General features: G+C 71.4%; 15 protein-coding genes. 5 read left to right on the plus strand and 10 right to left on the minus strand.

Going from position 1 to position 14,278, the window contains the following annotated elements:
• Positions 1-24: 24 nt before the first annotated feature.
• Positions 25-1,188: a mandelate racemase/muconate lactonizing enzyme family protein gene (locus tag KUM38_RS09925; protein WP_217128936.1), complete on the minus strand. Its 1,164-nt coding sequence runs from the start codon at positions 1,186-1,188 to the stop codon at positions 25-27.
• 241 nt (positions 1,189-1,429) lie between these two features.
• Here KUM38_RS09925 and KUM38_RS09930 point away from each other — a divergent pair, with 241 nt between their 5' ends.
• Entirely contained in the window at positions 1,430-2,224 is a 795-nt protein-coding gene (locus KUM38_RS09930) for a hypothetical protein (RefSeq protein ID WP_217128937.1), read from the plus strand.
• 95 nt (positions 2,225-2,319) lie between these two features.
• On the opposite strand, the gene KUM38_RS09935 is transcribed toward KUM38_RS09930, so the two are convergent.
• Positions 2,320-2,763: a MarR family winged helix-turn-helix transcriptional regulator gene (locus KUM38_RS09935; protein WP_217128938.1), complete on the minus strand. Its 444-nt coding sequence runs from the start codon at positions 2,761-2,763 to the stop codon at positions 2,320-2,322.
• Between the two features lie 93 nt (positions 2,764-2,856).
• Here KUM38_RS09935 and KUM38_RS09940 point away from each other — a divergent pair, with 93 nt between their 5' ends.
• Positions 2,857-3,876, plus strand: coding sequence for an NADP-dependent oxidoreductase (locus KUM38_RS09940; RefSeq protein ID WP_217128939.1), 1,020 nt, complete (start codon positions 2,857-2,859; stop codon positions 3,874-3,876).
• Between the two features lie 95 nt (positions 3,877-3,971).
• Here KUM38_RS09940 and KUM38_RS09945 read toward each other — a convergent pair whose 3' ends face one another.
• On the minus strand, positions 3,972-4,571 hold the full coding sequence (locus KUM38_RS09945; protein WP_217128940.1) for a hypothetical protein: 600 nt from the start codon (positions 4,569-4,571) through the stop codon (positions 3,972-3,974).
• Between the two features lie 62 nt (positions 4,572-4,633).
• Here KUM38_RS09945 and KUM38_RS09950 point away from each other — a divergent pair, with 62 nt between their 5' ends.
• Positions 4,634-5,428, plus strand: coding sequence for an EI24 domain-containing protein (locus tag KUM38_RS09950; RefSeq protein WP_217128941.1), 795 nt, complete (start codon positions 4,634-4,636; stop codon positions 5,426-5,428).
• Positions 5,425-6,039 carry a LysE family translocator gene (locus KUM38_RS09955; protein ID WP_217128942.1) on the plus strand — a complete coding sequence of 205 codons (615 nt, stop codon included), beginning with the start codon at positions 5,425-5,427 and terminating at the stop codon, positions 6,037-6,039. Before KUM38_RS09950 ends, KUM38_RS09955 begins: the two co-directional genes overlap by 4 nt.
• Here the strand turns inward: KUM38_RS09955 and KUM38_RS09960 are convergent.
• The 3 genes from KUM38_RS09960 to KUM38_RS09970 form a co-directional block, all read right to left on the minus strand.
• The gene (locus KUM38_RS09960) at positions 6,011-7,261 is read right to left on the minus strand and encodes a pyroglutamyl peptidase (protein WP_217128943.1); all 1,251 of its coding nucleotides are present in this window, start codon (positions 7,259-7,261) and stop codon (positions 6,011-6,013) included. The genes KUM38_RS09955 and KUM38_RS09960 overlap by 29 nt on opposite strands.
• A 461-nt stretch (positions 7,262-7,722) precedes the next feature.
• Complete coding sequence (locus tag KUM38_RS09965; RefSeq protein WP_217128944.1) at positions 7,723-8,694, minus strand: aldose epimerase family protein; 972 nt, start codon at positions 8,692-8,694, stop codon at positions 7,723-7,725.
• 15 nt (positions 8,695-8,709) lie between these two features.
• Complete coding sequence (locus KUM38_RS09970; RefSeq protein WP_217128945.1) at positions 8,710-9,621, minus strand: SGNH/GDSL hydrolase family protein; 912 nt, start codon at positions 9,619-9,621, stop codon at positions 8,710-8,712.
• Positions 9,622-9,860: 239 nt separating this feature from the next.
• Here KUM38_RS09970 and KUM38_RS09975 point away from each other — a divergent pair, with 239 nt between their 5' ends.
• Positions 9,861-10,355 carry a DUF3145 domain-containing protein gene (locus KUM38_RS09975; protein ID WP_217128946.1) on the plus strand — a complete coding sequence of 165 codons (495 nt, stop codon included), beginning with the start codon at positions 9,861-9,863 and terminating at the stop codon, positions 10,353-10,355.
• Between the two features lie 252 nt (positions 10,356-10,607).
• Here KUM38_RS09975 and fabF read toward each other — a convergent pair whose 3' ends face one another.
• The 4 genes from fabF to KUM38_RS09995 all read right to left on the minus strand — a co-directional run bounded on the left by fabF (position 10,608) and on the right by KUM38_RS09995 (position 14,255).
• Entirely contained in the window at positions 10,608-11,879 is a 1,272-nt protein-coding gene (gene fabF / locus KUM38_RS09980; protein WP_217128947.1) for a beta-ketoacyl-ACP synthase II, read from the minus strand.
• 111 nt (positions 11,880-11,990) lie between these two features.
• Positions 11,991-12,239, minus strand: coding sequence for an acyl carrier protein (locus KUM38_RS09985; protein WP_085571157.1), 249 nt, complete (start codon positions 12,237-12,239; stop codon positions 11,991-11,993).
• 80 nt (positions 12,240-12,319) lie between these two features.
• Entirely contained in the window at positions 12,320-13,321 is a 1,002-nt protein-coding gene (locus KUM38_RS09990; protein WP_217128948.1) for a ketoacyl-ACP synthase III, read from the minus strand.
• A gap of 22 nt (positions 13,322-13,343) precedes the next feature.
• Complete coding sequence (locus tag KUM38_RS09995) at positions 13,344-14,255, minus strand: ACP S-malonyltransferase (RefSeq protein ID WP_217128949.1); 912 nt, start codon at positions 14,253-14,255, stop codon at positions 13,344-13,346.
• Positions 14,256-14,278 lie beyond the last annotated feature (23 nt).

Consider the following 14,278-nt stretch of genomic DNA (forward strand, 5'->3'; position numbering starts at 1 on the left):
GCGCCCCTCCCGAGTGGCCGGCGGTCACTTGGTGCCCTTGGGCTTGCGCTGCTCCCAGCCCTCGGCCCACAGGTCGAACCGGGCCTGCTGCTGCGGGAACTCGGCCGCCGCGTCGACGTCCAGCTCCACACCGAGGCCGGGGGCGTCGGAGAGGTGGAAGCAGCCGTCCTCCGGGTTCACCTGGGGCGCGCCCTTGACGACCTTCTTGATCTCCGAGTCCGCGAAGTCGTTGAAGTGCTCCAGGATCTTGAAGTTCGGGGAGGTGAAGCCGACCTGGAGGGACGCGGCGGTCAGCACGGGGCCGCCGACGTTGTGCGGGGCGACCAGCATGTAGTGGGTCTCGGCGGTCGCGGCGAGCTTGCGCGTCTCCCAGATGCCGCCGATGTGACCGACGTCCGGCTGCAGGATGTCCACGGCCTGGCTCTCGAACAGCTCGCGGAACTCGATGCGGTCGTGGATGCGCTCACCGGTGGCGAGGGGCATGTCGACCTTCGCGGCGACCTTCTCCAGCGCCTTGAGGTTCTCCGGCGGAACCGGCTCCTCCAGCCAGGCCGGCTTGAACGGCGCGAGCTCCTTGGCGAGGCGGACGGCGGTGGCGGGGGAGAAGCGGCCGTGCATCTCCAGCATCAGCTCGGCGTCGGGGCCGATGGCGTCACGGACCGCCTCGATCAGGGAGACCGCGTACAGGCTCTGCTCGTGGTCGAGTTCGAAGTGCCCGGTGCCGAACGGGTCGATCTTCAGCGCCCGGTAGCCGCGCTCCATCACGGCCTGCGCGGCCTTGTGGTACGCCTCGGGGGTGCGCTCGGTGGTGTACCAGCCGTTGGCGTACGCCTTGACCTTGTCGGTGACCTTGCCGCCCAGCAGCTGCCAGACGGGCACGCCGAGGGCCTTGCCCTTGATGTCCCAGCAGGCCATCTCGACGACGGCGATACCGGACATCACGATCTCGCCGGCGCGGCCGTAGTCGCCGTACTTCATCCGGCGGACCAGGTCCTCGACAGCGAACGGATCGGAGCCGAGAATGTGGTTGACCTCGGCTTCCTTCAGGTAACCCAGGAGGGCGTCGGTGTGGCCCAGCATCCGGGTCTCGCCGACTCCGGTGATTCCCTCGTCGGTGTGCACCTGGACGTACGTCAGGTTGCGCCACGGCGTCCCGACCACGTGTGTGCTGATTCCGGTGATGCGCACGGCAGTTAGCCCCTCGCTGTGGTGGTGGACCTTGTCGTCGGTGTCCGCAGTTCGACGTGTTCGATATTTCGGCACACGTTCGAAATGCTGGCGTGACAGTAAGGACGAGGCGGCGGGGGTGTCAATGGGTCGCGCGCATAACGGTTTCGGCAGTTTCGAAACCATTGAGCAAAGGTCCGCACCAAACCTTCACAGCAGGGCCTATGAAGCGGACCCGAACGGAACCTAACCTTCCCGCGTCATGGACTTTTGTCACCCGTGCCGACGGCACCTCAACGGCGCCCTGGCCTGCCCCGGCTGCGGCATGCCCGCCGAGACGCTCCGCGCCCAGCGGCAGGAGCCCGCCGCGCCCGCGGGGCACGAGGGCGAGGCGTACGGGGCGGCCCGAGCCGGGGAGACCTCCGGGGAGTACGACGACGAGGACGCGCGGGACGACGAGCCGCGCGGGCGCCGGGCGACCCGGCGCCGAGGGCCGGAACCGGAACCGGAGCCGGAACCGGACGAGGGTCCTGCGGCGGGGCAAAGCCGCCGGGACCGCAAGGCCGCGGCGCACCGGCGCCGGCGCAACCGCACGCTGCTGATCGCGGCGGGCTTCGTCCTCGCGGCGGGCGGGCTGAGCCTCGCGGAACTCGGACTGGACGCGCCCGGGTCGTCGCCGAAGCCTGCGGCGGCCGGGGAGGAGACCACCGACGGCGGTGGGACGGAGCTCGGGCCGACGAAGTCCCCGAGCGGTGCCCCGGCCGCGGGCACGTCCGCGGAGTCCCCCGGTCCGGGGGCGTCCGGCTCTCCGTCGGCCTCCGAGTCCCCGAAGGACGAGGAGTCGGAGAAGGCGGACGACGAGACCGGGCAGGACGCCTCGTCGGCCCCCGTGGAGACGCCCACGACCGACGACTCCGCGGTGGCGACGCCGCAGCCGGAGGCCCCGGAGGCCCCGGCGGAACCGGAGACCCCCGAGTCGGACCCGCCCACGAAGGAGCCCGAACCGGAACCGGAGCCCACGGAGACGTGCGACCGGTTCCTGTGGTGGTGCACCTGAGCCGACCGGGCGTCCGCGCCCCCTCTGCGCCGGGTGTCCGCACGCTCCCGGTGCCGGGCTTCCGCGCCCCCTCTGTGCCGGGCGTCCGCGCCCCCTCAGTCCGCGTCCAGCATCCTTCGTAGGGCGTCCCGCAGCGCCACCCGCTCCGTCTCCGAGAGCCCCGCCAGCGGCTCGCGCGCGAACCGCAGCGACTCCCGCAGGCTCCGCGCCACCCGCCGCCCCTCGGCCGTCGCCGCCGCCAGCTTCACGCGCCGGTCCGCCGGATCCGGCCGGCGCTCCACCAGACCCCGGGACTCCAGCCGGTCGACGATGCCCGTGACGTTCGACGGCTCGCACTTCAGCCGCTGCGCCAGCTTCCGCATCGGCAGCGGCTCCAGGGACAGCAGACTCAACAGCTTCGCCTGGGCACCCGTGAGGGCGTGACCGGCGGCGGCTTCCTCGTACTCCTCGTGGTAGCGGGCCACCACCGAACCGATGAGCTCGACGACCTCCAGGGTGAGGGCGTCGGGGCGGCGCGAGGCGGCGTGGGGTGTGGCCATGCCCTCCAGGGTACCCGGTTGCTTGACAACCTGAAATATTCAGTCGCATGGTTGTTTCAGGTAGTGAACTATTCCGAGGAAAGGTGCCAGGCCATGACCGCCTCCACACCCCCCACCACCGGCCGCGAGTGGCATCTGCTGAGCCGGCCCGTCGGCTGGCCGAAGCCCGAGGACTTCGCCCTCGTCGAGACGGAGGTCCCCGCCCCCGCCGAGGGACAGGTGCTCGTACGGAACAAGTACCTCTCCGTCGACCCGTACATGCGCGGCAGGATGTCGGCGGCCAAGTCCTACGTCGCCCCGTACGAGCTGGGCAAGGCCATGCAGGGCGGCGCCGTCGGCGAGGTCGTCGCGTCGGACGCCGAGGGGATCGCCGTCGGCGACCACGTCCTGCACTTCTTCGGCTGGCGCGAGTACGCCGTCGTGGACGCGAAGAACGCCGTCAAGGTGGACCCGGAGGCGGCACCCCTCTCGGCGTACCTGGGCGTGCTGGGCATGACCGGCCTCACCGCCTACGCCGGCCTGCTGCGCACCGCCGCCTTCAAGGAAGGCGACTCCGTCTTCGTGTCCGGCGCGGCGGGCGCCGTCGGCAGCCAGGTCGGGCAGCTCGCGAAGCTCAAGGGCGCCTCACGGGTGATCGGCTCGGCCGGTTCCGACGAGAAGGTGAAGCTGCTCGTCGAGGAGTACGGCTTCGACGCCGCCTTCAACTACAAGAGCGGCCCCGTGGGCGAGCAGCTGCGCGACGCCGCCCCGGACGGGATCGACGTCTACTTCGACAACGTCGGCGGCGACCACCTGGAGGCGGCCATCGGCAGGCTCAACCGGGACGGCCGGATCGCCGTCTGCGGGATGATCTCCGTCTACAACAACACCGAGCCCGCCCCCGGTCCCCGCAACCTCGCCCGGCTGATCCAGACCCGCGGCCGCATCGAGGGATTCCTCGTCGGCGACCACTACGACCTCCAGCCGCAGTTCGTCCAGGAGGTCGGCCCCTGGGTCCGCTCGGGCGAGCTGAAGTACCGCGAGACGGTCGTCGAGGGCATCGAGAACAACCTGGAGGCGTTCCTCGGCGTCCTGCGCGGCGACAACACCGGAAAGATGATCGTCAAGCTCTGATCCGACCGTGACGCCGTGCCGCCCACGGTCGTTGCGCACGACGAGGGCCGCACCCTTGGACGTGGGGTGCGGCCCTTGCCCGTACCGGGCGGGAGTCAGTCGCCCATGAAGTACCCGAGGAAACTCATCCGGCGCAGAAAACGCCCGGGCCACGAGAGGAGCGCGCCGCTGAAGGAGAGGTTGCGCGTGTAGACGCCCTCCAGCAGGATCGCGAGCCCGAGGTCCAGCGCGTCGGCCTCCCCCTGTGTGACACCGGAGAGGCTCTGCGGATGCCGCCACTCCGAGCGCGTCATCGTGACGACGGCCCCCTCGCGCCGCAGCTCGTGCCGGAGCCTGCCGCCCAGCACCCGGTAACAGTAGGAGCGTCCGGAGAGCTCGATGTGCAGGGCGCGGCCCTGCTCGGTGACGGCCAGATGGCGTCGGCGCAGCCTGGCCTTGTGGCCGTCTGCTTCGAGCTTCATCAATGCCATACGTGGGGCGCCACGGAAGCCCATGCCGTGGAAGGCCAACGCCGGTGTCGATTCGCCCGCTACCCGGGCGGTCAGCTTGTGCACCAAGGAATTCGCGTCCTGGGGGTACGCCAACTCGACCCCTCCGCAACCGGGCAGTGTCCCGGTCCAGACGTGCGTCTTCCGCAGGTGCGGCGCTCTGTACTCGGGGCCCGTGCGTACGAGCCGGAACTCCATGGTGGTCATGTACCGCCCCCTCGACCGATGCGGGGCAAGACGGTCCGCCCGCCCCCGATACAGTCTCCCCCATGCGCGATCTTGGGGCGGGTTTCCGGTATCTCCTGAAGGGCCAGCGGTGGGTGGCCCGGCACGGCAAGCAGTTCGGGTTCGGGCTGCTGCCGGGGCTGATCACCCTCGTGCTGTACGTGGCGGCGCTCGTCGCCCTGGCGCTGTGGGGGGAGGACTTCGTCACCTGGGCGACGCCGTTCGCCGACGACTGGTCCAGCCCCTGGGCCGGGCTGTTCCGCGGCTTCCTCACCGTCGTGCTGTTCGCGCTCGGCCTGCTGCTGTCCGTGCTCACCTTCACCGCGGTGACCCTGCTCATCGGGCAGCCGTTCTACGAGAACCTCTCCGAGCAGGTCGACCGCGACGTCTCACCCGACGGCACCGCACCCGAGTCCGGACTGTCCCTGCTGCGGGAGCTGTGGATCTCCGCATGCGACAGCCTCCGCATCGTCGTACGCGCCCTGGTCTGGGCCGTACTGCTGTTCGCGCTCGGGTTCGTCCCGGTGCTCGGACAGACCGTCGTACCGGTGATCGGGTTCTTCGTCACCGGCTTCTTCCTCACCGAGGAACTCACCGCCGTCGCGCTCCAGCGGCGCGGGGTCGAAGTGCGCGAGCGGCTCGGCCTGCTGCGGTCCCGCAAGACCCTGGTGTGGGGCTTCGGCACACCCCTGGCGGTGGCCTTCCTCGTCCCGTTCGTCGCCGTGTTCCTGATGCCCGGCGCGGTCGCCGGCGCCACCCTCATGGCGCGCGACCTGCTCGGTGAGGAGACCGCCGGGGACGGAGCCGAGGAGTCCGAGGAGGAGGGCGCCCGGTCATGACCGAGGTGCTCGCCGTCGCCGTCATCACCGTCCTGGCCGTGATCGCCCCGGGCGCCGACTTCGCCATGGTGGTGCGCAACAGCTACCTCCACGGCCGCCGCACCGGACTGCTCGGCGCGCTCGGGGTCGCCGCCGGCGTCCTGGTGCACGTCACCTACACGATGCTCGGCGTCGGACTGCTGATCGCCTCCTCGACCTTCCTGTTCACGGTCATCAAGCTGGTCGGCGCGGCCTACCTCGTGTACATCGGCGTCCGCACCTTCCGCACCCGCGGCGAGGTCACCGTCGACCTGGAGAACAAGACGGAGCTGACCCCGTTCGCGGCGCTGCGCACCGGTTTCCTGACCAACGTCCTCAACCCGAAGACGACCCTCTTCGTCGTCTCGACCTTCGCGCAGGTCGTCAGCCCCGGCACGCCGGTCCTCCAGCAGGTGGGCTACGGCCTGTTCATGTCGCTGGCCCACCTGCTGTGGTTCGGCGTCGTCGCGGTGTTCTTCTCCCACGACCGGATGCGCACCCTGATGCTGCGCGGCCAGAAGGTCCTCAACAAGGTGATCGGGTCCGTCCTGGCCGGTCTCGGCGTCAGCCTCGCGTTCGCTCCGTCGCACTGACCGCCACGGTCACGATCGACCGCACCTGCTCGATGATGTCCAGCCGGTTCCGTACGAACTCGGGATCGGTGACCTCGGTGGTGTTCCCGGCGCCGAACTGCAGCACGGGCGTGTGCACATGCCCGCCCGGCAGCTCCTCGTGCAGCCCGAGCCGGTCCCGCAGCAGCGTCGCCCGGTAGGCGATCTCGTTGGAGAGGTAGTCGCCGCCGCCCCCGGCCCGCGCCGTCGAGCCGGGCGTCGGCCCCTGCGGCCGTACGACGGGCTCGGTGCCTCCCGCCGGGATCTCCGTCACGCTCGTGTTGTCGTACACCGGGAACCGCCCCGTGTCCGCGGCGACGATCTCCGCGTACGGCAGTGTCGTGGACGTCCACTGCGGCTGCGAGGCCGGGTCGGTGACCGGGATCGTCTCCGTGCGGCCGATGTTCTCGTTGTCCCCGAAGCCGCCCCGCCACGCCCCGTTGGTCCGCTCGACGTCGAAGCGGCCCACCCGGCCCTGGCTGACGGTCGTGAACAGGTCGACCCTCGGCAGCTGCGGCCGCAGCGCCCGCTCCACCGTCCCCTCCGCGAAGTCCCGCCAGCGGACCGGGAACACGGCCGTCTCGACGCGCGCCGGACCGTCCGCGGTCTCGATCACCGTGCCGTCGAGGGCGAGCGCGACGGCACCGGACGGGTTGGAGATGCGGATGTCCCGGTCCAGGGTGAACGGGTCGAAACCGGTCACCAGGATGCGCTTCATGCCCTTGCCGCGCGGATAGCCGATCGCGGTCTGTCCGCGCGAGGTCCGCTCCAGCTCGTCGAGCAGCCGCGCCCGTTGCCCCTCGCCCAGCCGGAACCCGGGTTCCCAGGCGCGCAGTTCCCGGGTCATCCCGAGCCGTGCCCAGTACAGCGGCCGGTCGTCGTCCCGGCTGAGGTCACCGCCCGCCGGTCCGCGCCCCTGCGCCCGGTCGACGGCCCTGCGCCACAGCTCCGTCCCCTCGCGTACGACGGCGCGGCGGGCCTGGGCGTAGGAGTGCGCGCGGTCGAGCGCGCGGGCGAAGTCCGGCGCCGCGTCGGCGAATCCGGAGCGGCGGAGTATCTCCTGCGGGACGGCCCCGTCGAGGCGGCGTTCCTCGACGGTGGGGGCCGCGGTCGTGTCGGCGGCGGTCGCGGTGGTCATGGGGGCGGCGAGACCGGTCAGCAGGGCCAGACCGAGGACACCGATGCGAACACGTACGGATCTCAAGAGGGTTGGGCCTTCCGTCGTCGTGGGGTACGGGGATGCCGGAGGCCGCAGTATCGCGCGCCCGACGCGCTCCACGCCACGGGCAGTCGCCTGCCGCCCCCGCTCCCGCTCCCGCCCCCGCTCCCGCGGGCAGTCGTGCCGCTGGGGCGGCACGGGTGGGCGCGACGGCACCCTGCAAGCGCCGGGCTGCGCAACCCCACCCCCGGTCCACATCAACGCGGGGCACCCCGTACGCGGCCGGGCCGTACGCCCCCCGGCCCGCACCAGCGGCGCCCCGGCCCACCGCATCGCGGTCATATGTGAAGGCTTCGTACGGAATTCAAGCGGGCATGCTGATCGAGGACCGTTATGTCACCGCAGCGATTAACGTCTGATCCGGGAAGCACCCACATGAGCAGCCCCGGCCCGGGACCCTGACCCCGGACCGGGGCTCATGTGCGCAGCGGCCCGCGCCGCTCCGGCTACCGCACGCCGAAGCCGTACACCGTCTCGGACCGGAACACCTCGCCCGGCTTCAGCACCGTGCTCGGGAACTCCGGACGGTTCGGGGAGTCGGGGAAGTGCTGGGTCTCCAGCGCGATGCCGTCACCGGGGGTGAAGGGCTCCCCGATGTGGTCCGCGGTGTACAGCTGCATCCCGGGCTCGGTGGTCGCCACCGTCAGCACCCGTCCCGACGCCGGGTCGTACAGCTCGGCGACCTCCTCGGCAGTCGCCGTCACCCCCTTGTCGAGCGCGAAGTTGTCGTCGTACCCGGTGCCCGCCTTCCGCGCCTCACGGAAGTCGAAGCGGGTGCCGGAGACGTCGGCGAGCTCACCGCTCGGGATCAGGTCCGCGTCCGACGGGGTGTAGCGGGAGGCCGCGAGCCGCAGCTCGTGCCCGGCCGCGCTGCCCGAGCCGGCCAGGTTCCAGTACGAGTGGTTCGTCAGGTTCACATGCGTCGGCGCGTCCGTCACCGCCTCGTACGCGATCCCCAGCGCGCCCCGCTCGTCCAGCGTGTACGTCACCGAGACCTCCAGACGGCCCGGGAAGCCCTCCTCGCCGTCCGCACTGACCAGGGAGAGACGCAGCCCGTGCTCGACCGGGCTGACGTCCCACACCCGCTTGTCGAAGCCCCGCTCACCGCCGTGCAGCGAGTTCGGCCCGTTGTTCGCGGCGAGGGTGTGCTCCCGCCCCTCCAGGGAGAAGCGGGCGCCGGCGATCCGGTTGGCGTACCGGCCGATCAGGGCGCCCAGGAACGGTTCCGGGTGCCGGAGGTAGCCGTCCAGGTCGGAGAACCCCAGCACCACGTTCCCGGTCCGCCCGTCCCGGTCCGGCACCTCGACGTCCTGCACGATCCCGCCGTAGGACAGGATCCGTACCCGTACGCCCGCCCGCTCCAGGGTCCAACGGTGCACCGGCGTGCCGTCGGAAAGTGTGCCGAAGAGTTCGTTCATGTGCGAAACAATAAGTCACGGCTGCTTCGCCGTGACCGTCCGGTACGCGATCTCGGCCAGCTCGGCCTGCCCGTCGACACTGGGGTGGAACCAGTCCCAGTGGCTCAACTGGTCGGTGCCGAAACGGTACTCGTACACCGCGCCGCCGTCGAAGCGGCAGCGGCGGTCCTCCGCACAGACCTCCTCCAGCACCTCGTTGTAGTCCTCCACCCGGTTCTGCACCGTCTCGCGCCGCAGTGTCGCCGCCGCGTCCAGGGCGTCCGCGTCGCCCAGCATCGACGGGCAGATGCCCAGTTTCCACACCTGCTTGCCCAGCGGATTGGTCCGCCCCTGCGACCAGAGCCGCTTCAGGTTCGGCACACTCGCCACATACACCTGCGCCTTGGGCAGCGCCTCGCGCAGCGTGCGCATGGCTTCCCGGAAGTCGGCGCGGAAGTCCGCCACCGGCGTCATCGCCGACGTCGTCTCCCGGCAGGCGTCGTTCGCCCCGGCCATCACCGCCACCAGCTCCGGGCTCCGCCGCACCGCCCGCGCCATCTGCCCCGGCAGATCCGCCATCCGGGCCCCGGTCACCGAGTAGTTCCAGCTCCGCCCGGCCGCCCCCGCCCGCCCCAGCAGCCGTACGGCGAGGCTGTCGACCTCCTCGCTGTCGCCCGTCGCCCACGACACCTCGGGGCAGTCCGCCAGCACCCCGCACGCGTCGAAGCCGCGCGTGATGGAGTCCCCCACGGCGGCGACCGACTCCGGGCTGGTGTCCCACACGGGCGTGGGCTTCGGGGACGGCCGCCCCTTCTGCGCCCCCGTGCCCGACGGGGCGGGGGAGTCACCGCCGACGGCATCGCAGCCGGCCACGCCCAGCGCGGCGGCCGTCACCACGGCGAGCACGGCCCGTGAAGGGCGCCCGCGCCTCCGTGTCGACTGCTCCATCCGTCGCCTCCCCGCGGGTCGTGGTCCGTCCGTCCCCCACCCATGACAACGCACGGGGGTTCCCGCCCCCACCCGTACAGGCGTCCTGCCGGGTGAATGACGCACGTTTCCCGGCACCGGGACCGACGGTACGTCACACTCCTTGCGCCGTCGCACGGTAGCCTCGCCATCAACGTGGTCCGCCCGGGCCGCGCCCGTTCCGTCCGTTCCAAGACGACCCGCTCAGCCCGGAGGTTCCGGTGACGACTCGTGGAGTTCTGTACGTGCACTCCGCGCCGCGCGCGCTGTGCCCGCACGTCGAGTGGGCCGTCGCCGGGGTGCTCGGCACGCGCGTCAGCCTGGACTGGATCCGCCAGCCCGCCGCCCCCGGCACCTGGCGCTCGGAGTTCTCCTGGCAGGGCCAGGCCGGCACCGCCTCCAAACTCGCCTCCGCGCTGCGCGGCTGGCAGATGCTGCGCTTCGAGGTCACCTCCGAGCCCTGCCCCACCGCCGAGGGCGAGCGCTACAGCTGCACCCCCGACCTGGGTATCTTCCACGCCGTCACCGGCATCCACGGCGACATCCTCATCCCCGAGGACCGCCTCCGCGCCGCCCTGGTCCGCTCCCGGACCGGCGAGACCGACCTGGAGTCGGACATCGCCAAACTCCTCGGCAAGCCCTGGGACGACGAACTGGAACCCTTCAGATACGCGGGAGAAGGCGCCCCGGTCCGCTGGCTCCACCAGGTGGTCTAGAAGCGCCCCTGAAAGGGGCGCGGGGCCGTATCGACATGCGGCTCCGCCGCGCGGGCGCGCTCAGCCCCAACGGACCCGCACCCGACCGCGCGTCCCCTTGGGGTCAAAGGGGCGAAGCCCCTTGAGGACGGGACGGGACGGGTAGGGGCGGCGGGGGCGAGAAGAACTCCCGTCACGCCCCCACCGCGCCGCACGGCAAAGGGCCCCCACCCCGACAAGGGTGAAGGCCCTTCAAACAGCCGCCGACGCCCGTCACACGGACCGGAACGCCAGCACCACGTTGTGCCCACCGAACCCGAACGAGTCGTTCAACGCGGCGATCCGCCCGTCCACGGGCAGCTTCCGCGCCTCACCACGGACGACGTCCGCAGCCGCCTCGGCCTCGGGGTCGAGGTTCTCGACGTTGATGGTCGGCGGAGCCACCCGGTGGTACAGCGCGAGCACGGTGGCCACCGACTCCACCCCACCCGCCCCGCCCAGCAGATGACCCGTCATCGACTTCGTCGCGGAGACCGCGAAGTGGTCCGCGTCGTCCCCGAACACCTTCCGCAGCGCCTTCAGCTCCGCGATGTCACCGGCCGGCGTGGACGTCGCGTGCGCGTTGACGTGCACGATCTCCGCCGGATCGAGATCCGTCCGCTCCAGCAGGTTCTGCAGGGCCTGCGAGATGCCCCGCCCCTCCGGCTCCGGCTGCACGATGTCGTGCGCGTCGGCCGAGATACCCTGACCGACCGCCTCCGCGTACACGCGGGCGCCGCGCGCGGCGGCGTGCTCGGCGGACTCCAGGACGATCACACCCGCGCCCTCACCCATGACGAAGCCGTCCCGGGCGAGGTCGTAGGGACGCGAGGCGCCCTCGGGGTCGTCGTTGTTCTTGGACATCGCCATCATGTTGCCGAACGCGGCGATCGGCAGCGGGTGGATCGCCGCCTCCGTGCCGCCCGCGACGACGACGTCGGCACGGCCGGTGCGGATCATCTCGATGGCGTAACCGATGGCCTCGGCACCCGACGCGCACGCGGAGACCGGGGTGTGCACACCGGCGCGGGCGCCCACCGCGAGACCCACGTTCGCGGACGGGCCGTTCGGCATCAGCATGGGGACGGTGTGCGGGGAGACGCGGCGTACGCCCTTCTCCTTCAGCACGTCGTACTGGTCCAGCAGGGTCGTCACACCGCCGATGCCGGAGGCGATGACCGCGCCGAGCCGGTCCGGGTCGACGTTCGGGTCCTCACCAGCCTTGGCTTCGAAACCGGCGTCGGCCCATGCCTCCTTCGCCGCGACCAGCGCGAACTGCGCCGAGCGGTCCAGACGGCGGGCCTGCGGCCGGGGGATGACCTCGGTGGGCTCCACGGCCACCCGGGCCGCGATACGGACCGCCTGCTCGGCGGCCCACTCCTCCGTGAGGGGCTTGACGCCGGAACGTCCGGCGACCAGGCCCTCCCAGGTCGAGGCTGCGTCGCCACCCAGCGGTGTGGTTGCGCCGATACCGGTGACGACCACGGTGCGATTGGTCGGGCTCATCGGAATTCTTTCTCCAACGTGTTACGAGGATGCGTACGGCGCCACCGCCGGGTGGCGGGGCCGGGGTCCCGGCCCCCGGGCCTCCCGTACGGACGGAAGGCCCGGCAGGGCTCAGGCCTGGTGCTCGAGGATGTACTTGGTCGCGTCACCGACGGTCTTGAGGTTCTTGACGTCGTCGTCCGGGATCTTGACGTCGAAGCGCTCTTCGGCGGCGACGACGACCTCGACCATGGACAGCGAGTCGACGTCCAGGTCGTCGGTGAAGGACTTGTCCAGCTCGACGTCCTCGACCGGAATGCCGGCGATCTCGTTCACGATCTCCGCGAGACCGTCGACGATCTCTTTCTCCGTGGCGGCCATGGTGGCGCTCCTTCTTTGTGATTCCAGAGGGTGTGGCGGTACTTCCTCGCGTACCGGACACATGATCCGGCACGGAGTGCCTAGGGGAGGGTAACGACCGTAGCGGCGTAGACGAGACCCGCCCCGAAGCCGATGACGAGCGCGGTGTCGCCGCTCTTCGCCTCGCCGGTCGCCAGGAGCCGCTCCATCGCGAGCGGGATCGAGGCGGCCGAGGTGTTGCCGGTGGTGCGGATGTCACGGGCGACCGTGACGTGCTCCGGCAGTTTCAAGGTCTTCACCATCGAGTCGATGATCCGCACATTGGCCTGGTGCGGGATGAAGACGTCCAGTTCGTCCGCGGTGATCCCGGCCGCGTCCAGCGCCTGCTGGGCGACCTTCGCCATCTCGAACACGGCCCAGCGGAACACCGCCTGGCCTTCCTGCGTGATCGCGGGGAACTTCTCGACGGTCCCGTCGCGGTAGTCCGTCCACGGCACGGTCTGCTTGATGGTCTCGGACTTGTCGCCCTCCGAGCCCCACACGGTCGGGCCGATCGCGGGCTCCCGGGAGGGGCCGACGACCACCGCGCCCGCGCCGTCACCGAACAGGAAGGCCGTGGCCCGGTCCTCCAGGTCGGTCAGGTCGCTCAGCCGCTCCACGCCGATGACGAGGACGTATTCGGCGGAACCTTCCACCACCATGCCCTTGGCGAGGGTCAGCCCGTAGCCGAAGCCCGCGCAGCCCGCGGAGATGTCGAAGGCGGCGGCCTTGTCCGTGCCCAGCTTGTCGGCGATCTCGGTCGCGACGGCCGGGGTCTGGCTGAAGTGCGAGACGGTCGAGACGACGACGGCGCCGATCTGCGAGGCGTCGATCCCGGCGTCCGCGATCGCCTTGCCCGACGCCTCGATCGACATCGCGGCGACGGTCTCCTCGTCGGACGCCCAGTGCCGGGTCTCGATGCCGGAGCGCGAGCGGATCCACTCGTCGGACGAGTCGATCGTCTCCAGGATCACCTCGTTCGGCACGACCCGGGTGGGCCGGTAGCCGCCCACGCCGAGGATGCGCGCGTACGGGGCGCCCTTGCTGGGCTTGATCTTCGCCATGCGGGTCGGCTCCTTCAGGGCGTCAGGCGTGCTCGGCGACGAGCTCGCGGGCCGCGTCGAGGTCGGCGGGGGTCTTCAGGGCCAGCGTCTTGACGCCGGGCAGCGCACGCTTGGCGAGGCCGGTCAGCGTGCCGCCGGGGCAGACCTCGAGGAGGGCGGTGACGCCGAGCTCCTTGAACGTCTCCATGCACAGGTCCCAGCGGACCGGGTTGGCGACCTGGCCGACCAGGCGCTCCAGCACCTCGGCACCGGTCGCGACCGTCTCGCCGTCCTTGTTCGACACGTAGGTGACCCGCGGATCGCCCGGCGTCAGAGCCTCGGCGGCCTTCGCCAGCGTGTCGACCGCGGGGCCCATGTGGTGGGTGTGGAAGGCACCGGCCACCTTGAGCGCGACGACCTTGCGCACGCCCTCGGGCTTGTCCGCCTCCAGCGCGGCGAGCTGCTCCTTGGTGCCGGCCGCGACGACCTGGCCCGCACCGTTGATGTTCGCCGGGGTCAGGCCCAGCTTCTCCAGGTGCGCCACGGTCACCTCGGGGTCGCCGCCGAGCAGCGCCGCCATGCCGGTCTCGGTGATCGCGGCGGCGTCGGCCATGGCCAGACCCCGCTTGCGGACCAGCGAGAGCGCGGCGGTGTCGTCGAGGACGCCCGCGAAGGCGGCGGCGGTGATCTCACCGACGCTGTGACCGGCGACGGCACCGGGTGCCACGTCCCCGAGCGCGGAGGCGGACAGCAGCCCGGCCGCGACCAGCAGCGGCTGGGCGACGGCCGTGTCGCGGATCTCGTCCGCGTCGGCCTTCGTGCCGTAGTGGACGAGGTCGAGTCCGATGGCGTCGGACCACGCGGCGACGCGGTCCCCGGCACCGGGGAGGTCGAGCCATTCAGTCAGAAAGCCGGGAGTCTGGGCACCCTGGCCGGGAGCGACGAGTACGAGCACTCTCACACTCTCTCTTGGGGACG

Source organism: Streptomyces sp. AC558_RSS880 (genome assembly GCF_019049255.1).
Classification (GTDB): Bacteria; Actinomycetota; Actinomycetes; order Streptomycetales; family Streptomycetaceae; genus Streptomyces.